The organism is Mumia sp. zg.B53 (assembly GCF_019550935.1).
In the GTDB taxonomy this organism is placed as follows: Bacteria; Actinomycetota; Actinomycetes; order Propionibacteriales; family Nocardioidaceae; genus Mumia.
Map to the genome: position 1 here is coordinate 428,266 of NZ_JAHWCK010000002.1, position 18,359 is coordinate 446,624.

The window sequence follows — 18,359 nt, forward strand, 5'->3', positions numbered from 1 at the left end:
CACGCACACCCTCCGGGTCTGGCCTCGCGCCACAAGTTACTCTCTTGGGCGTGACTAGGATGCGAAACGTGGCCGTCGTGCTGGCGGGCGGGACCGGCACGCGCGTCGGGCTGTCGATCCCGAAACAGCTGATCAAGATCGCCGGCAAGCCGATCATCGAGCACACGATCGCATCCATGCAGAGGTCGCCGCTGATCGACGAGATCCTGGTCCTGATGGCTCCGGGTCACCTGGACCCCGTGCGGGCCATCGTCCGCAACGGCGGCTACGACAAGGTGACCGCGATCCTCGAGGGCGCCGAGACCCGCAACGCCACGACGGAGCGGGCGCTGGCGGCCCTCGGCGACACCGAGTGCAACGTCCTCCTCCACGACGCCGTACGCCCCCTCGTCTCGCAGACGATCATCGAGGACGTCGTGACGGCGCTCGAGGAGTACGAAGCCGTCGACACGGTGATCCCGTCGGCCGACACGATCGTCTCGGTCCACGAGGACACCGGCACCATCGCCGACGTCCTGCCCCGGCACCTGCTGCGGCGCGGACAGACCCCGCAGGCTTTCCGGCTCTCGGTGATCCGGGCCGCGTACGCCGAGGCCGCCAAGGACCCCGACTTCGTGGCGACGGACGACTGCACCGTGGTTCTGCGCTACACGCCCCACGTCCCGATCACGGTGGTCGACGGGCACGAGCGCAACATGAAGGTCACCGAGCCGATCGACGTCTACATCGCCGACAAGCTGTTCCAGCTCGCCTCCGCCGAGCGCCCGGCCGCCCTCTCCGAGTCGGAGCAGGCTGCGGCGCTCGAGGGCAAGACGATGGTGGTCTTCGGCGGGTCGTACGGGATCGGCGGCGACATCGCCAAGACCGCCGAGCGGGCCGGCGCGACAGTCTTCACCTTCTCCCGCTCGGCGACCGGCACCCACGTCGAGCGTCGCGACGAGGTCCACGCGGCCGCTGCCGAGGTCCTGGCCAAGACCGGCCGGATCGACTACGTCGTCAACACCGCGGGGGTCCTGCCGATCGCTCCGTTGTCGGAGACGAGCGAGGAGACCATCTACAACGCGACCGAGGTCAACTACCTCGGGCCGATCTTCATCGCCCAGGAGTTCTATCCCCACCTGGCCGAGACGTCCGGCTCGCTGCTGTTGTTCACCTCCTCGTCCTACACCCGCGGGCGCTCGGGATACTCGCTCTACTCGTCGGCCAAGGCGGCCGTGGTCAACCTGACGCAGGCGCTCGCGGACGAGTGGGCGGGGCAGGTCCGCGTGAACTGCGTCAACCCCGAGCGCACCGGCACGCCGATGCGGACCAAGGCCTTCGGTGACGAGCCGGCCGGCACCCTCCTGTCGTCCGAAGAGGTGGCGCGGCAGTCGCTGGACGTGCTCCTCTCAGAGCAGACCGGGCACGTGATCGACATCCGGCGCGAGAACGGCCCCGCGGCGATCACGAATGGCTGACGCAGGCCTGGCGCCGCCGGAGGCAGGGCGCGTCACGGCCGCCCGCGCGGGCGATACCGCGACCGAGATCGGCAGTGCGGCGGCGATCACCGTAGCGACGGCGGCCGCGCTGACCGGCGCCGTCCACGCCGTCGTCGTCGCGGTCCTCCTGGCCGTGGTGGCCGCGCTCGGCTTCGACGCGTGGCGCTTCGTGCGACGAGACGACCTGCCGCCCACCGTGGAGCGGCTGCTCCTCGGGCACGACGGCGCGCTGCGCGGCGCCCTCGGCGCTGCGGTCACCGTCTGCTTCGTCGCGTGGGGTGACTCCTCGGCCTGGGTCGCCTCGCTTGCGGCGCTGACGAGCATCGGGATCGTCGTCCTCGAGCCCGTCCTGAGCCAGGCCCGTCAGTATCGCGTGACCTTCGTGGCCAACGTCCCCGGACTCACACCAGCGCCCAAGCAGATCGACCTCGAGGCCGCCGCCACAGGGGCCCACCTCGGCGCGCTGGCGTTCGGCGCGATCGCCGCGGGGCTGGGCCTGTCCGCGTGGTGGTGGGCAGCGGTGACGCTCGTCGCCGCCCTGCCCGACGTGATCATGGGGATCAACGCCGTGGCGCGGATGCGTGCCGGCCGGCGCATCGAGGCCGACCTCCCGGCGGCCGTCGAGGCCTACGCGCCCCAGGCGATCGTCTACACCGCCTGGCCCGACGACGGCACGCACCAGGTCACCATGTGGCTCCCGTACCTCCAGCGGACGGGCCGACGACTGCTGGTCGTCACGCGCCACAACTACCCGGCCGAGCTCCTCGCTCAGCACACCGACCTTCCCGTGGTCATGCGACACGGATCGCGCGATCTGGACGACCTGGTCGTCCCGTCGCTGACCACCGCTTTCTACGTCAACGCGTCGTCGGGCAACAGCATCTTCGTCCGCCACCACCAGATCACCCACGTCTTCCTGGGGCACGGCGACTCCGACAAGCCGACGTCGTACAACCCGACCCACGCCATGTACGACCGCATCTTCGCCGCAGGCGAGGCGGCCGTCCGCCGCTACGCGGCCCACGGGGTGGCCATCCCGCGCGACACCTTCGACGTCGTCGGCCGACCGCAGGTCGAGGGCGTCCGGCAGGTCGAGGGCCCGGTCCCCGCCGACCCCACCGTCTTGTACGCGCCGACGTGGCGCGGGCACGTGGACGAGACCGCGTACCACTCCCTGCCCATCGGCACCGAGATCGTCGCGGCGCTGCTCGAGAGGGAGGCGACGGTCGTCTTCCGGCCGCACCCGTTCAGCTACCGCTTCGAGACCGACACCGAGACGATCCGGACCATCCACCAGATGCTGCGCGAGGACGCAGAGCGCACCGGGCGCCAGCACGTCTACGGCCACCGGGCCGAGCGCGAGATGTCGGTCTTCGACTGCATCAACGCCGCCGACGCGATGGTGTCCGACGTCTCGAGCGTCGTGGTGGACTGGTTGTTCTCGGGCAAGCCGTTCGCGATGACCGCGATGACCGAGAACGGTCGTGACTTCGTCGCTCACTACCCGATCGCCGGTGCCTCGTACGTCATCGAGGGGGACGCCTCCACCCTCCCTCAGGCGCTCGACGCGATGCTCGGCAGCGATCCGCTCGCGCTCGAACGCCGCGCGGTCCGTGCGGACTACCTGGGTGACTTCCCGGCAGAGGGATATTCCGACGTCTTCGTCGAGCGTGCCCGCGAGATCATCGACCATCCGCGCGTCTCGTCGTTGGGAGGTGAGGCTGCCGAGGGGGAGACGGAGGACGCCGGCGTCAGGCTGACACTCGGAGCTGTCCGTCGCCAGCTCGCCGTGGCCGCTCGCGACGTCGTGACGGGCGGCCTGGCGCTCCTGACCTTCGTGGCCACCCTCGTCGGGACCTCACGAGTCCTCCCGCTGGCCGGCGCACTGGTGACCCTGGCTCTCTTCGTGGTGCTGCACCGTCGGGCCCGACCGGGCAACCGCAACTATCCGGAGATCGCTGGCACCCTCCAGCTCTCGCGGCTCCTCCTCGTGCTCGCGCTGCTCGTCGGATGGTTCGACTGGCACGGCACGTCCTGGGCGGTGGCGGTGAGCCTGGCGGTGATCGGCGCGGCGACCGCGGTCGAGACCACGATCTTCGACTGCTGGGAGCGGGTCGGTCTCGAGGCGCGCAACCTGCCGTCGCTGCGCGTCGACACACGGGAGATCGTCTCGCGGGGCACGGTCGGCGTGGTGGACGTGGCTGCCCTCGCCCTCGCCTGGCTCGCTGGGATGGCCGGGCTGACCGCTGCGCTCGTGCTGCTCGCCCTCGTCGTTGCTGCCGCCACGGTCGTCGCCCTGGTCACGGGCCTGCGGCGGGTCCACCGGTGCGTCGACGCCGAGGACCGCCTGTACGCGACGTTGGAGGGTGTCGCCCCCGAGTTCGCCGTCTACTTCGGGTCCAACGTGGGCGCGCAGTACCAGCTCGGGATGTGGATGCCGTACTTCGAACGGATCGGTCGACCCTTCGTGGTGGTCACCCGCAACCTCGGGATGTTCCGGGCGATCGGGGGCCTCACCGACGCGCCGGTGGTCCACCGGCCGACGATCAGGAGCCTCCAGGAGGTCGTCGTCCCGAGCATGCGGGCGTCGTTCTACGTCAACAACGCTCCCAACAACACCCACTTCCTCGAGCGTCGCCAGATGGTGCACGTCTGGCTCAACCACGGCGACTCGGAGAAGCCCGCGTGCTACAACCCGGTCCACGCGATCTACGACCGTATCTTCACTGCGGGGCAGGCGGGGATCGATCGGTACGCGCGCCACGGCGTGGAGATCCCGCGGGAGAAGTTCGAGATCGTCGGTCGGCCCCAGGTCGAGGACATCACGCCCGCACGCGGCCCCGTCGACTCGCTGGAGGACCTCACCGTCCTCTACGCACCGACCTGGAGGGGTCCGTACGCCGACTCCGAGGTCTACTCCCTCCCTCGCGGCAAGGAGATCGTCTCCGCCCTGCTCGAGCGCGGTGCGCGGGTGATCTTCCGGTCGCACCCGTTCAACTACCGCTTCCCCGACGCCGAGCGGATGATCACGAAGATCGGCGCGCTGCTCGACGCCGATCGTGCTCGCACCGGTCGCCAGCACGTCTGGGGTCCGGCCGCGGAGGAGGCGATGTCGCTGGTCGACTGCTTCAACGCCTCCGACGCGATGGTCGCCGACGTCTCCGCGGTCGTCTCGGACTACCTGCAGTCCGGCAAGCCGTTCGCGATGATCTCGGTCGGCAGGTCGCCCGAGCAGCTCCGGACGGAGGCCCCGGCGGCGCGGGCCGCGTACGTCGTGGACGGCGCGCTGTCCAACGTCGAGGAGGCGCTCGACGCCATGCTGGGTGACGACCCGCTCGCCGCAGACCGCCAGAAGACGCGGACGTACTACCTCGGTGACTTCCCTGCCGGCTCGTACGCCGACGGGTTCCTGACCAGAGCGCGGCGTCTCGTCGACGCCGGGCCCCTCGACGAAGGACTGCGATGACCACGGACGAGACCCTGATCCCCGAGCGTGCGACGTCGATGCCGCCGGTCTCGGTCTTCATGGCCGTACGCAACGAGGAGCGTGACCTGGCCGAGTGCGTCGAGCGGATCCTGGCGCAGGACTACGACGGAGAGGTCGAGGTCGTCGTCGCGGTGGGTCCGTCGGAGGACCGGACGCGCGAGATCGCGGACGAGCTCGCGTCGAGGCACCCCACGGTGACGGTGGTGGACAACCCGACGGGCCTCACCCCGCACGGTCTCAACGCCGCGGTCGCCGCCGCGCGGCACGAGTGGCTCGTCCGCGCCGACGGGCACGCCCTCTTCCCGCCGGACTACCTCGAACGCGTGGTCTCGGCACTGGTGACCACCGGCGCGGCCAACGTCGGGGGCCGCATGCACCCGGTCGGTCACAGCGCGTTCGGCCGTGCGGTCGCTCGGACGATGTCCTCCCGGTTCGGGATCGGCGGTGCTGCCTTCCACACCGGCGGCGAGCCCGGCCAGCAGCTCACCGTGTATCTCGGTGCCTTCCGCCGCAGCGCGCTCGAGAAGGTGGGTGGTTACGACGAGCGCTTCGTCCGGGCTCAGGACTGGGAGCTGAACCACCGGCTGCGTGAGAACGGCGAGATCGTCTGGTTCTTGCCCGACGTGGCCGTCACGTACCATCCGAGGGAGACCTGGAAGGCCTTCGCCACGCAGCAGTACCGCACGGGCGGCTGGCGGCGTCGCGTGATCAAGGAGCACCCGGAGACAGCCTCCGTACGCTATCTCGCGCCTCCGGCGGTCGTCGTGGCCTCGGGCCTGGGCCTCGCGGCAGGAGTGGCGGGCCTCTTCACGACGCCGTGGCTGCTCCTCGGCTTCGCGGCCCCCGCAGGTTACCTGGCGGGGGTCACGGCCGCGGCGCTGTGGGAGGGCCGTGACCTGGATCCGCAGGCGCGCCGGCGGCTCCCGGTGGCCATGGTGACGATGCACGGTGCCTGGGGGGTAGGCTTTCTCACAAGTTAGTCGACTAACCTAGGAGACAAATGACGCGCTTGCTGCTGCGGGCTCACCGGAGCCCGTTCACCACGCCGTCCGCGGCACGGGTCCTCGCGCGCAACCTGGTCGGTGACAACGTGGGCAACCTCGTCTTCAGCTATGCGGTCCAGCGGACGCTGTCCGTGCCGGGGTCGTCGGTCGACGTGGCGCGTCTCAACCGTGCACGCACGCTGAGCCCTGAGGAGATCGCCGAGCGGTACGACCACGTCGTGATCCCGCTGGCGAACGCCTTCCGCAAACGGTTCCTGCCCAACCTCGACGCGATCAGCGAGACGATCGAGAAGCTCGAGATCCCCGTCACCGTGGTCGGGGTCGGGGTGCAGTCGGCGGTGGGGGAGCGCGTGAGGGCCCCTCGGCAGGTCGGCGAGTCGGTCACCCGGTTCGTCCGGGCGGTGCTCGAGCACTCGCCGTCGATCGGCGTCCGTGGCGAGTGGACCGCCGAGTATCTCGAAGGGCTCGGCTTCGGCTCCGACCATGTCGAGGTCATCGGCTGTCCGTCGATGTTCCTCCACGGCGACCAGCTCCCGCTGCGCCGCTCGACGCGGCCGCTCGACCCCCGTGGGCCGGTCGCCTTCAACCTCTCGCCGTACCTCCCCAAGATGGCGCCTGTCGTCGAGGACCAGGTCGCGCGCTACCCGGGACTGGTCTACTTCGCCCAGGACATCAAGACCCTCGGGCTCCTGCTCGAGGGCAGCAGCGATCGCACGGTCATCGATGAGCGCTTGCCGATCCACGCCGACCATCCTCTGATCGCCGAGGGCCGGACCCGGTTCCCGCTGGACGCGACGACGTGGATGGAGGCGCTCGCAACGTACCCGTTCTCGTACGGCACGCGGATCCATGGCAACATCGCGGCCCTCCTCGCGGGCACGCCGGCCTACGTCCTCGCCCACGACGCCCGCACCCTGGAGCTGGCGCGCTACCACCAGATCCCGCACCGTCGCATCGACGTGGACGTCGACGGTGTGGATGCGGCGGCCCTGTACGCCGAGGCGGACTGGACCCCGATGACGGCCGGCCACGCCGAGCGCTTCGGTCGCTACTCCGCCTTCCTCCACTCCCACGGCCTCTCGCACGTGTTCGATCCCGGTCAGGCCGCGGGTGCCCAGGCGTTCGACGAACGGATCGCCCGCAAGTCGTTCCCGCCGCCCGTCGGAGAGCCCGTCGTCGGGGTGGGACGCTCCCGTGCGCTGGCCGACCGGATCAGGTCGAAGGCGCGGAGGGTGGTCCGACCGGCTCGTCAGCGAGTCTGAGGGCCTCGTCGAGCGCGTCGGTGAAGCGGCGTGTGCTCGCCCCGTCGGCCGTCTCGCCGAAGTAGTGGAACGACAGCGCGTGCATCCGCTCGCGAGGCCACGGGCGGTCGAGCAGCTCCGCGGTCCGGGGCGCATCCTCAGCCGACAGTCGTGGCACCTCGTCCAGGAACCGCGACGCTGGGAGGGTCGTCCGGGGCTCGCTCGGGACGGTGACGACCATCGGCTTGCCTGTGGCGAGCCAGTCGTAGGCCACCGACGACAGGTCGGTCACGCACACGTCGGCGAACGACCACTGCCAGCCGTACGGCCCGGTGTCGACCAGGTGACGGTCTCCGTGGTCGGCGAGCAGGGCGCGGATCTGGCGGTCCGCGGCAGCGTACGCGGTGTCCTGCACGCCGCTGCGCGGGTGCGGACGGTAGATCACCCGGTAGCGGGGGTCGGCCACCAGCGAGGCGACGAGCGCCACCCCGTGGGAAGCCACGGACCCGTAGGCCATGCTCGCCCGGTCACCCTCCCACGTCGGCGCGTAGAGCACGCGGACACTGCCGTCGGCCGGCCAGGACGGCGCCCCCGGGTAGTCGAGGTCGAGCTGCGGGCGGCCCACCTCGCGGACGTGCGTCGTCGCGTCGAACTCCCGTAGCGCTCCGGTGATGCGTTCGCGCGCCGCAGGACCGGCGACGAGGACGCGGTCGTACGCCTTGTTCTGGTTGGTGACGCTCGAGTCCTTGTCGCTCTCACCGTGCCCGAGGTGGACGTGCACGGGTCGTGCGAACCGCAGCATGCGGAAGTTGAGGGGGAGATGGTTGACGTAGAGCACGACCCTGACGGCGCCTCGACCGACGAGGTCCTCGAGGTACGAGGACCCTGGCGCGAAGTAGACGGGGAACGCTGTCTCCTCGAGAACCCGCCGTCCCGTGTCGGGTCGGGCGACCACCACGGCCACCGGCCAGGGGAGCGCGGCGAGGACGCGGTCCCACTGGTGCAGCTGGTAGAGGTTCTCCGGGCCGTCGGCGAAGTAGAGGACGATCGGCGCCTCGAGGGCAGCCGGGTCGGTGTTGCAACGAGCGGCGAACGCCCCGCGGTCGAGGCGGTTGCGCACCGTCGCGACGCCTCGGCGCGCGACAGAGGCGAGGCGGCGGATCCGGTGCACGCCGGTCACTCTACCGCCGGTCGCACCGGCGTCCGCCGCCCGTCACGGCGCGGGAGCGCGAAGCCGGGAGGACGCCATGATCGCCAGGAAGTGGCCGACGACCGCGGCCAGCGCGAGGGGCACGAGCACGACGACGAGGGTGCGCGTCCCGGCCAGGCCGCCCCAGGCGTCGCCCGCGACGAGATCGACCACCGCGGCGACGAGGGCGAGCAGGGTCAGCTCGACGGAGTGGTAGAGGCGGTGGAACGGGACGAAGCGGGCGACCCGGCGCAGACGCGCGACGACGCCCGGCCGGGGTGCCGAGGCCTCGGCGCTGTCAGGCACCCGGGGGAGGCCGGCGAAGGCCCGGGAGACGTGCACGAAGTCGTTGAGCGATTTGTTGAGCAGGATGATCACCGCGAGCAGCGCACCGAGCGTCGTCCACCCGTAGTGGTCGTCGAGGTCGGGGAAGCCGCCGGCCGCTCGTACGCCGAGCGCAATGGGGATCAGCGACTCGGTCGTGTAGTGGCCGATCTTGTCGAGGAAGACTCCCGCGGGGGAGAACGTCTGACGCCACCTCGCGACCTCGCCGTCGGCGCAGTCGAGCAGCATCTGGAGCTGTCCGAAGAGGACGGCGAGCACCACTCCGACGATGCCGGGGACAAGCAAGGACCCCGCGGCGAACCAGCCGCTCAGGATCATCAGACCCGTCACCGCATTGGCACTGAGACCGAGGCGCACCAGCGGACGGCTGACGTAGGGCGAGATGTCTCTCAGGTAGAGGTCGGCGACCCAGTGCTCGGCGCTGCGCCTGGCGCGCACCTCGGGTGGCTGGGCGACCGCACGATACTCCGCGAGGGTCGGGCGATCGGGCCTGGCAGCGGTCGAGTCGGGCACGGCCGCCACCGTAGCAGCAGCCTCAGCGTGGTCCGCGTGCCAGCGTCGCGGGGTCGGGGGTGGTCCAGTGCAGCACCTCGGGGCAGAAGGGCGCGTGCCACTCGCGGAGAACGGTCGAGCCGGCAGACGGGACCACTTCCGCCCACCAGTGCGGACAGTGCGGGCACGGTGTGATCACGAGGTCGTCCGGATCGAACTCGACCGGCATCATCGGTGTGCTGACTGCCGGGTGGCCGCCCACCTCGCTGATGTCGACCACGAAGCCCTCGCTTCGCGGACCGCCCTCGTCGTCCTCGCTGCCGACGTTGCTCCCCACCGCGATGACCTCGTGGACGAAGCCCGCGGTGTCGACGACCCGGTGCTGGTAGCTGTAGCCGGCCGACTCATTGAAGCCCTCCGCGATCAGCGCGCGGGTGCGCTCGATGTCGTCGGGGTGCTGGTGGCGGAGCAACAGCTCCGTCGTGATGCAGTCGGACGGCCCGAGACCGAGGATCGCGTACAGCCCGTCGGAGAACTCCCACCGGTCGTCGCGCATCCAGTACGTGTAGTGACCGAGAGCCGGCGACGGCCCCCATGGCATCTCGTCCTTCATAGCGTCCCCCGAGGTTCAGCGCTGCCCCCCAGCAGCCTGAGCACGACGTTAGGTCGCTGCTCGGCGGCTGGCAAGGGCTGCGTGAACGTGGCGACGCGGCCGGTCACCGCCTCAGTGCGCCAGGACGCCTTCGGGGAGCGCGTCCGGAGCGGTCCCCTCCCCGAAGGGCGAGCCGCCCAGCGCCTCACGTCCGTGCGCGGAGTGCCAACCCGTCAGGTCGGGACCGGCCGGGATGATCTGCGTCGGGTTCAGGTCGGTGTGGACGACGTAGTAGTGCGCCTTGATCTGGTCGAAGTCGATCGTGTCACCGAAGCCAGGGGTCTGGAACAGGTCTCGTGCGTACGCCCACAGGACCGGCATCTCGGTCAGCTTCTGACGGTTGCACTTGAAGTGGCCGTGGTAGACGGGGTCGAAGCGCACCAGGGTGGTGAACAGGCGGATGTCGGCCTCGGTGATCGTGTCGCCCATCAGGTAGCGCCGTGTCGCGAGCCGCTCCTCGAGCCAGTCGAGCGCGGTCCACAGGCGCTCGTACGCCGCGTCGTACGCGGCCTGCGAGCCCGCGAAGCCACACCGGTAGACACCGTTGTTGACCTCGGTGAAGACGCGCCTCATCACGGTCTCCATCTCGTCGCGGAGGTGCTCGGGCCACAGGTCCGGCGCGCCGGCGCGGTGGTGGTCGGACCACTCGAAGAACAGGTCACGAGTGATCTGGTCGAAGTCGTTCGTCGCCACGGCCTTGGTCGGCACGTCGACCATGGCGGGCACGGTGATGCCGAGGGGATAATCCGGGACACGGGCGAAGTAGGCCTGCTGCAGGCGCTCGTAGCCGAGGACGGGGTCGACGCCGCCGGGACCGAGGTCGAAGGTCCAGCTCCGTGCGTCGTGGACCGGTCCGCACAGGCCGAGGGAGATCGCGTCCTCCAGGCCGAGGAGGCGACGGACGATGATTGTCCGGTTCGCCCAGGGGCAGGCGCGGGCGGCGACCAGCCGGTACCGGCCCGGCTCCACCGGGTAGCCGTCACGGCCGTCGCGCGTGATGCGAGTGGTCAGATAGCGCATGTCGCGGGTGAAGTCCTCGCCCGCGTGCACGTACGCGCCCTTGGTCGAGTTGGGGTCGTCCGTCGTGGTGCTCACCTCCCCAGTCTGCCTGCTCCGATGATGCGGTGCCGCCGTGCCACCACCATCCGGATCGCGGGGACGGTCAGGAAGGCGGCGACGACGTTGAGCGGGCCGAAGCCCCAGACGTTGACGACCACGCCCGCGAGCAGGCCGCCGAACGCACCGGCCAGGCTCATGAGAAGGTCGGAGGCACCCTGGACGGCCGGACGGGACGCCGGCAGGACCGACTGGGCGACGAGCGAGGACCCGGCGATGGTCGACGCCGACCAACCCAGCCCCAGCAGCACGAGGCCGACCATCATCTGGAGCTCCGACTCTCCGGCGGTGCCCGCGACGAGGGTGGCGAGGAGCAGCGTCGCCTGACCGAGGATGATGGTGCGCCCGCGCCCCCACCGGTCGGTGAGCAGGCCCATGACCGGTGCGAGCGCGAACATGCCGGCGATGTGCAGGCTGATGGTCAGGCCGATGATGGTGAGGCTCGATCCGTGGTCCTCCATGTGGACCGGCGTCATCGCCATCACCGCGACCATCAGTGCGTGGGCCCCCGCCACGGTCACCACGCCCGTCCGCGCCGCCGCGTTCGACCGGAGCAGCGGCCACGCGTCGCTCATCCGCGAACGCGGGCGCGGCCCGTCGGTCGCCGGACGGATCTCCTTGGCGACGTGGAGGGGGTCCGGCGTCAGGGCGACGGCCATGAGGAGCGCGGTGAGCGCGAACCCGACCGCGGCGAAGACGAACGGGCCGGCGAGGGCCGGGATGCCGAGAGCACCGGCCGCCTGGGCGCCGAGGCCGGTGAGGTTCGGCCCGATCACCGATCCGATCGTGGTCGACCAGACGACCAGGGACAACGCGCGGCCGACGTGCATCGGCTCGGCGAGGTCGGTGGCGGCGTAGCGCGACTGGAAGTTGGTCGCGCTGTTGGCGCCCACCACGAAGAGCCCGGCGAGCAGGATCCACGTCGAGTCGGCGACGGCGCCCGCGACCACCACGACCGCACCGATCGCGGCGACGAGCCATCCGGTGGCCAGGCTCGTCCGCCGCCCACGAACCGAGGCGAGACCAGCCAGCGGCAGCGCGAGCACGGCCGCGCCGAGAGTCAGCATCGTCGTCGCCAGTCCGGCGACGGCCGCAGAGCCCGAGACCTCCTTGACCAGCAGCGCCCCGATCGAGAGCGCGGCGCCCGCTCCCAGCCCACCGATGACCTGGGCGGACGAGAGGACGCCGACCGTACGCCGCTGGACGGCGGCGACGTGCTCGGGAGACCAGGACGTCGTCGTCACCAGATCGTCACGCGCTGGTGCGGCGCCAACCACATGCCGTCGTCGGAGGTCACGGAGAACGCGTCGTGGAAGGCGTCGAGGTTGCGGACCACCTGGTTCGTGCGGAACTCCGGCGGGGAGTGCGGGTCGATCGTGAGGCGACGGACGACCTCGGCCGGGCGCACCTTGCCCCGCCAGCACTGCGCCCACGAGATGAAGAACCGCTGCGCGCCCGTCAGACCGTCGAGCACGGGCGGCTCCTGTCCGTCGAGGGCGAGGAGGTAGGCCTGGTACGCGATCCCCAGCCCGCCCAGGTCCCCGATGTTCTCGCCGATCGTCAGGGCACCGTTGACCGTTCTGCCATCGGCGCCGTCGGGGGAGAGCGTGTCGTACTGAGCGATCAGCGAGCTCGTGAGCTTCTCGAACGCGGCCCGGTCCTCGTCGGTCCACCAGCTGCGCAGGGCTCCGGAACCGTCGTACTGCGATCCCTGGTCGTCGAACCCGTGGCCGATCTCGTGGCCGATCACGGCGCCGATCCCGCCGTAGTTCACCGCGTCGTCGGCCTCGGCGTCGAAGAACGGCGGCTGGAGGATCGCTGCGGGGAAGACGATCTCGTTCATCGTCGGGTTGTAGTAGGCGTTCACCGTCTGCGGCGTCATCAGCCACTCGTCCCGGTCGATCGGCTTCCCGATCTTGGCGAGCTCGCGGTCGGTCGCCACGTTGGAGGCGCGGCGGACGTTGCCGAGCAGGTCCGCGGGGTCGGCGGCCAGCGGGGCGTAGTCACGCCAGCGCTTCGGGAAGCCGACCTTGGGGGTGAACGCGTCGAGCTTCTCGAGCGCGCGCTCCTTGGTCTCGTCGCTCATCCAGGGCAGCGTCGAGATGCTGTGCCGGTAGGCCGCCACGAGGTTCGCGACGAGGGCGTCCATGCGTGCCGCGGCGGTCGGGGGGAAGTGACGCTCGACGTAGAGCCGGCCGAGCCCTTCGCCGATCGCGCCCTCCACGAACGCGACGCCGCGCTTCCAGCGGGCGCGCAGCTCGTCGGTGCCCGAGAGCGTCTTGCCGTAGAAGTCGAAGTTCGCGTCGACGAACGGACTCGACAGGTACGGGGCCGCCGCGGACACGAGGCGGAAGCGCAGCCAGTCCTGCCACGCGGCCACGGGCTCCTCGCGGAGCGCGTCGGACAGCGCCTGGAGGTAGGACGGCTGGGAGACGACGACCTCGGACAGCACCGCCGGGTCGAAGCGTGCGGCGGCGGCCCACGCGTGCCAGTCGAGGGCCGGGGAGAGCCCCTGGAGGGCATCGCGGTCGAGGAGGTTGTAGGTCTCGACCGCGTCGCGGCTCGCCACCCGGTCCCAGTGCCCCTTCGCCAGCCGCTCCTCGAGGCCGTAGACCCGCGCCGCCCGGGCGTCGGCGTCGTCGAAACCGGCGAGGCCCAGCATGATCGCGACGTGCGCCTGGTAGGCCGTGCGCGCCGCGGCGAACTGCTCCTCGCGGTAGTAGGCCTCGTCAGGAAGACCCAGGCCGCCCTGCACGACGGTGACCACGTAGCGCTCGGGCGCACCGGGGTCGGGCCCGACGTACATCCCGAAGGCGCCGGAGGCGGCCTGGCGCTCCAGCCGGCCGAGCGCGTCGACGACGGCGGCGAGGTCGCGTACCTCGTCGACGTGGGCGAGGTCGTCGGCCAGCGGGGCCGCCTCGAGCGCCTCCACCCGGTCGACGTCCATGAAGCTGGCGTAGAGAGCACCGATCTTGGCGCCCTCGTCGTTCACGCTGCCACCGGCCGGGTCTCCGGCCGGGTCTGCCTGGCACTCCTCGACGATGGCGCGGACGTGCACCTCGGCCTCGTCGACGAGGGTGACGAACGAGCCGGCGACAGCGCGGTCCGGCGGGATCTCGGCGGTGGCGAGCCAGCCCCCGTTGACGTAGCGGAACAGGTCGTCCTGGGGACGCACCGCCTGGTCGCTGCCGCTGCCGTCGATCCCTGATCTCACGCGTACTCCTCGTCATCGACCTCGTGGCGGCGGCTCTCGCCTCACGCCCTCGTCAGTCTAGGCAGGGAGGGTCTCCGAGACCTCACGCATTATGGCGACGCCTGCTGCCGGTCCTACTTGACCGATCCCGACACGAGTCCGCTGACGATGTAGCGCTGGAGCGCGAGGAAGAGGATCGTGACGGGGAGGGCGGCCAGCACCGCGCCGGCCGCGAAGATCGTCCAGTTCGACGACGTCTGCTCGGAGACGAACCCGAAGAGCCCGACCGCGAGCGTCTGGTTGTCGGGGTCGGTGAGGAACACACTCGCGATCATGAACTCGCTGGTGGCGGTGATGAAGGCCAGCAGGCCCACGACCGCCAGGATCGGCGTCACCAGGCGCAGGACGATCCCGAAGAAGATCTGAGCATGGCTGGCTCCGTCGAGCCGGGCGGCCTCGTCGATCGAGACCGGCACCGTGTTGAAGAACCCGTACATCAGGTAGGTGTTCACGCCGAGCGCGCCGCCCAGGTAGACGAGGATCAGCCCCGCGTGGGTGCCGATGCCCAGCGCGGGGAAGACGTCGCCGACGTTCGACATCAGGATGAAGATCGCGACGACCGCCAGCATCTGCGGGAACATCTGGACGAGCATCAGCGACAGCAGCCCGAACCGCCGCCCGGTGAACCGCATCCGCGAGAACGCATACGCTGCCAGCGCACCGAGGAACACCGTGCCGAGTGCGGTGACCGTGCCGACCACGAGCGTGTTGACGAACCACCGCCCGTACGGCCGGCTCGGGTCGTCGAAGAGTGCACGGTAGTTGGTGAGGTCGAACGTGCTGAAGAGCCGACTGCTCCCCGACAGCGTGCCGGCGGGGTCGAGCGAGGCGGACAGGACGTAGAGGATCGGGAACGTCGCATAGACGACGACGGCGATGCCGACAAGGTGCCGCCAGCCCAGGGCGGTGAACCAGCGCCGGAAGCTGCGCCGGCGCGGAGCGTGGACGGTGCTCATCAGTGGATGTCCTCCAGGGCCTTGGTACGGCGGAACATGATCGCCGCGATGACGCCGATGACGACGAAGATGATGATGGCCAGCGCGCTGGCGAGGCCGTAGTCGCGACCGGTCCCGGTGCCGAACGCGACCTTGTAGACCATCGTGATCAGCAGGTCCGTGGCTCCGATGTCGTTGCTCGTGTCCTCGAACCGCGGCCCGCCGCGGGTCAGCATGTAGATGACGTTGAAGTTGTTGAAGTTGAAGGCGAACGTCGTGATCAGCAGTGGTGCGACCGACACGAGCAGCAGCGGGAGCTTGACCGACCGGAAGGCCCGCCACGGGCCGGCGCCGTCCATGCGGGCGGCCTCGGTCATCTCGTCGGGGATCGACTGCAGCGCCCCGGTGCAGACGAGGAACATGTAGGGGAAGCCGAGCCAGAGGTTGACGAACAGCACGCTGAAGCGGGCCAGCCACGGGTCGGTGAGCCACTCGATCTCGGCGCCGCCCAGCAGCACCTGGTTGACGAACCCGAACTCCGTGTTGAGCATCCCCGACCAGACGAGTCCCGACAGGAAGGCGGGGAAGGCGTAGGGAAGGATCAGCAGCACCCGGTAGACCTTCTTGCCACGCATGCTCGGCACGTTGAAGACCATCGCGAGGAACAGCCCGAGCCCGAAGCAGAGCACGACCGACAGGGTCGCGAAGGCGAACGTCCACACGATCACGGAGACCAGGGAGTCGCGCAGCTGGGGTGTCTCGACCGCGCGGCGGAAGTTCTCCAGGCCCACGTTGATCTTCCAGCCCGGGACCAGCTCCTCGCCCTCGGCCGAGACGTACGCGCCCTCGCCGCCGTCGGTGTAGACCGTGCCGGTGGCGACGTCGGTGAAGCTGTCGGCGTCCTCGTCGTAGCGCAGGTTCGAGCGGTACTCGTAGGCGCTGCTGCCGTCGGCCGTGCGCAGTGTGCCGTCGGAGGGGTTGTCGGAGACGGGGACGGAGATGTCGAGGATCTCGTCCTGGCGCTGGAGGAGGTCCTCGAACGCGAGGGGGGCGTAGCCGTCGACCTGCGTCGCCTTTCCGCCGCCGGAGACCTCGGCGTCCTCGACCTCGGAGAGCGGTTCGTCGGCCGAGCCGAGGGAGACCGTGCCGTCGGGAGCGGTGACCAGGAACCACAGGTCGTCGCCCTTCTCGAGGACGGCGAGCTGGTACTGCGGGGAGTCGGGGACACGCTCCTGGCCCTTGGTCGCGATCGCCGTGACCGCGTCCTCCTTGGTGCTGTTGTGCCCGTCGCCGGCATTGGTGAAGGCGATGTAGCCGGTGTAGACCATGACGAAGACCTGGAAGATCAGCAGCAGCGTGATCCCGGGCGCGAGGTACTTCGCCGGCAGGCCGTCGCGGCGCAGGTAGACGACGTTCACGGCGACCGTCACGACCACCGTGACGGCAAGGACCAGCCACTTCTCCTGGGCGGCCAGCATGAAGACCGCATACACCGCGAGCGCGTCGACGAGGCCGAGGAGCGCGATCTTCACGAGGATGCCGATCAGCCCGTCGGTCTCTCCGGGCCGGCGCAGCCGTGCCCACGGGCCCCGGCGCCCCGGTCGCTGGTCGGGAGAGCCCGAGTCCTCGCTGCGGTGCTCGTCGGTGAGCGTCATCAGGGCGTGCCCCTCCTGGGGTGAGAGCGGGGGAGAGCAGACCGGCCGGGGAGCGGAACCGCTCCCCGGCCGTCAGTGAGAGATGTCAGCCTGCGACCTTCGTCTGGACGCTCGCGACCATCTTGGGCCACGCCTGGGCAGGCTGAGCCTTGCCCTTGATGATGTCGAGCTCGGTCGCGCCCCAGTCGGCCCACACCGCGTCCATCTGCGGGATGGCCGGCATCGGCGAACCGCTCTTGCCGATCGCGCCGAACGCCGCGACGATCGGGTCGGACGCCGCCTTCTCGAACGACGCCTTCAGCGCCGGCGGACGACCGCCCTGGGCGAAGAGCGCGTCCTGGGCGTCCTCGGAGCTCAGGTAGTTGAGCACGAACTCGCTGGCGGCGAGGGCGTTGGTGGCCTTCGCGCTGATGAAGAACCCGTTGACGCCGATGAACGGGGTCGCCGGCTCGCTGCCACCGGTCGGGATCGGGTCGATGGCGATCTCGAGGCCGGCCTTCTGCATGTCCGGGACGTTCCACGGTCCGGTCAGGAAGTACGGCGACTGACCCTTGTTGAAGGTCTCCTTCGCGATGTCCGCGGTGATGCTCGGGTTCAGCGCGCCGGCGTTCGCCCACGCCGCCAGGTCCTTCGCGAACTCGACGCCGCCAGGGTTGCCGAGGCCGAGCTTGCTCGGGTCGTAGTCGCCGTCGGCGTTGCGCTCGAACACGGGGACGCCGTACGAGGTCTGGATGCCGTAGAGGTGGTACGGGTCGCCCTGCTTCGGGTCGAGCCCGACGAGGAACGGGTACTTCGCCTTGCCGGCGTCGACGACCTTCGTGCCGGCGGCGACGACCTCGTCCATCGTGGTGGCCGGCTCGGCGAGGAGCGCGGTGTTGCGGACGAGCGCCACGTTCTCGATCGCGTACGGGAGGCCGTACGTCTTGCCCTCGTAGGTCATCGCCTGGATGGCCGCGTCCTCGAACTCACCGGCCTTGTCGCCGAGCTCGAGGGGGGCGACGACGCCGTTCTGGACGAACTTCCCGAGCCAGTCGTGCGGGCCGACGATCATGTCAGGACCCTTGCCGGTCGGTACCTGGGTGATGAAGTCGTCACGAGCCGACTGGAAGTCCTTGATGACGAGCTTGACCTCGACGTCCTTGTCCTTCTTGAAGGAGGCGACCGCGTCCTTCAGAGCCGGCGCGCGCTCGGCATCGACCCACATCGTGAGGGTCGAACCCGACGACTTAGCGGAGTCGTCGGCGGCGTCGTCGTCGGACGACCCGCCGCAGGCGCCGAGCAGGAGAGACGAGGCGACGGCCAGGGCAACTGCGGCCAGGACGCCTCTGCGGTTCACGAGCATGAGGTGTGCTCCTTCGTAAGAGTGGAATCGGTTCCATTTCTAAGCGACAAGAGTTACCTCAAGCAAGTCGCGCGACGAAACCTGATCGCAACATTTCGATAACGGGCCTCCGTACGGGCCGGATGGCCGGATAAGCCATGGGTGTTGACTATGGTGTAATCGCTTCCACA

The 18,359-nt window shown here is 70.1% G+C and carries 13 protein-coding genes; 4 read left to right on the forward strand and 9 right to left on the reverse strand.

Going from position 1 to position 18,359, the window contains the following annotated elements:
• Positions 1–59 precede the first annotated feature (59 nt).
• From KV102_RS13220 to KV102_RS13235, 4 genes are read left to right on the forward strand one after another with little or no spacing between them, the layout of a single operon-like run.
• On the forward strand, positions 60–1,457 hold the full coding sequence (locus tag KV102_RS13220) for a bifunctional cytidylyltransferase/SDR family oxidoreductase (RefSeq protein ID WP_255561041.1): 1,398 nt from the start codon (positions 60–62) through the stop codon (positions 1,455–1,457).
• Positions 1,450–4,944 carry a CDP-glycerol glycerophosphotransferase family protein gene (locus tag KV102_RS13225; RefSeq protein ID WP_220346551.1) on the forward strand — a complete coding sequence of 1,165 codons (3,495 nt, stop codon included), beginning with the start codon at positions 1,450–1,452 and terminating at the stop codon, positions 4,942–4,944. Before KV102_RS13220 ends, KV102_RS13225 begins: the two co-directional genes overlap by 8 nt.
• Positions 4,941–5,945: a glycosyltransferase family 2 protein gene (locus tag KV102_RS13230; protein WP_220344169.1), complete on the forward strand. Its 1,005-nt coding sequence runs from the start codon at positions 4,941–4,943 to the stop codon at positions 5,943–5,945. The genes KV102_RS13225 and KV102_RS13230 overlap by 4 nt, the downstream gene beginning before the upstream one ends.
• Before the next feature lie 20 nt (positions 5,946–5,965).
• A complete protein-coding gene (locus KV102_RS13235; RefSeq protein ID WP_220346552.1) occupies positions 5,966–7,231 on the forward strand; it encodes a polysaccharide pyruvyl transferase family protein in 1,266 nt (421 codons plus the stop codon).
• Here KV102_RS13235 and KV102_RS13240 read toward each other — a convergent pair.
• From KV102_RS13240 to KV102_RS13280, 9 genes are all read right to left on the reverse strand, one after another.
• Complete coding sequence (locus KV102_RS13240) at positions 7,182–8,381, reverse strand: CDP-glycerol glycerophosphotransferase family protein (protein WP_220346553.1); 1,200 nt, start codon at positions 8,379–8,381, stop codon at positions 7,182–7,184. The two genes, KV102_RS13235 and KV102_RS13240, sit on opposite strands and share 50 nt — an antisense overlap.
• Positions 8,382–8,423: 42 nt before the next feature.
• Positions 8,424–9,257, reverse strand: coding sequence for a CDP-alcohol phosphatidyltransferase family protein (locus tag KV102_RS13245; RefSeq protein WP_220344172.1), 834 nt, complete (start codon positions 9,255–9,257; stop codon positions 8,424–8,426).
• Between the two features lie 22 nt (positions 9,258–9,279).
• The gene (locus KV102_RS13250) at positions 9,280–9,849 is read right to left on the reverse strand and encodes a PAS domain-containing protein (RefSeq protein WP_220346554.1); all 570 of its coding nucleotides are present in this window, start codon (positions 9,847–9,849) and stop codon (positions 9,280–9,282) included.
• A gap of 111 nt (positions 9,850–9,960) precedes the next feature.
• On the reverse strand, positions 9,961–10,908 hold the full coding sequence (locus tag KV102_RS13255) for a glutathione S-transferase family protein (RefSeq protein ID WP_220346621.1): 948 nt from the start codon (positions 10,906–10,908) through the stop codon (positions 9,961–9,963).
• A gap of 71 nt (positions 10,909–10,979) precedes the next feature.
• Entirely contained in the window at positions 10,980–12,248 is a 1,269-nt protein-coding gene (locus tag KV102_RS13260) for an MFS transporter (RefSeq protein ID WP_220346555.1), read from the reverse strand.
• Complete coding sequence (locus KV102_RS13265) at positions 12,245–14,218, reverse strand: M13-type metalloendopeptidase (RefSeq protein ID WP_220346556.1); 1,974 nt, start codon at positions 14,216–14,218, stop codon at positions 12,245–12,247. The genes KV102_RS13260 and KV102_RS13265 overlap by 4 nt, the downstream gene beginning before the upstream one ends.
• Before the next feature lie 113 nt (positions 14,219–14,331).
• Positions 14,332–15,213, reverse strand: a complete 882-nt coding sequence (locus tag KV102_RS13270) for a sugar ABC transporter permease (protein ID WP_220344176.1) — start codon at positions 15,211–15,213, stop codon at positions 14,332–14,334.
• Positions 15,213–16,847 (reverse strand): ABC transporter permease subunit, encoded by a 1,635-nt coding sequence (locus tag KV102_RS13275; RefSeq protein ID WP_220344177.1) that lies wholly within the window; start codon positions 16,845–16,847, stop codon positions 15,213–15,215. Before KV102_RS13275 ends, KV102_RS13270 begins: the two co-directional genes overlap by 1 nt.
• 85 nt (positions 16,848–16,932) lie before the next feature.
• On the reverse strand, positions 16,933–18,189 hold the full coding sequence (locus tag KV102_RS13280) for a maltose ABC transporter substrate-binding protein (protein ID WP_220346557.1): 1,257 nt from the start codon (positions 18,187–18,189) through the stop codon (positions 16,933–16,935).
• Between the last annotated feature and the right edge of the window lie 170 nt (positions 18,190–18,359).

Coding starts and splice junctions, on each gene's coding strand:
- KV102_RS13230 (WP_220344169.1), top strand. CDS start 4,941: ATGACCACGGACGAGACCCTGATCCCCGAGCGTGCGACGTCGATGCCG.
- KV102_RS13280 (WP_220346557.1), bottom strand. CDS start 18,189: ATGCTCGTGAACCGCAGAGGCGTCCTGGCCGCAGTTGCCCTGGCCGTC.
- KV102_RS13275 (WP_220344177.1), bottom strand. CDS start 16,847: ATGACGCTCACCGACGAGCACCGCAGCGAGGACTCGGGCTCTCCCGAC.
- KV102_RS13255 (WP_220346621.1), bottom strand. CDS start 10,908: ATGCGCTATCTGACCACTCGCATCACGCGCGACGGCCGTGACGGCTAC.
- KV102_RS13220 (WP_255561041.1), top strand. CDS start 60: ATGCGAAACGTGGCCGTCGTGCTGGCGGGCGGGACCGGCACGCGCGTC.
- KV102_RS13235 (WP_220346552.1), top strand. CDS start 5,966: ATGACGCGCTTGCTGCTGCGGGCTCACCGGAGCCCGTTCACCACGCCG.
- KV102_RS13250 (WP_220346554.1), bottom strand. CDS start 9,849: ATGAAGGACGAGATGCCATGGGGGCCGTCGCCGGCTCTCGGTCACTAC.
- KV102_RS13225 (WP_220346551.1), top strand. CDS start 1,450: ATGGCTGACGCAGGCCTGGCGCCGCCGGAGGCAGGGCGCGTCACGGCC.
- KV102_RS13270 (WP_220344176.1), bottom strand. CDS start 15,213: ATGAGCACCGTCCACGCTCCGCGCCGGCGCAGCTTCCGGCGCTGGTTC.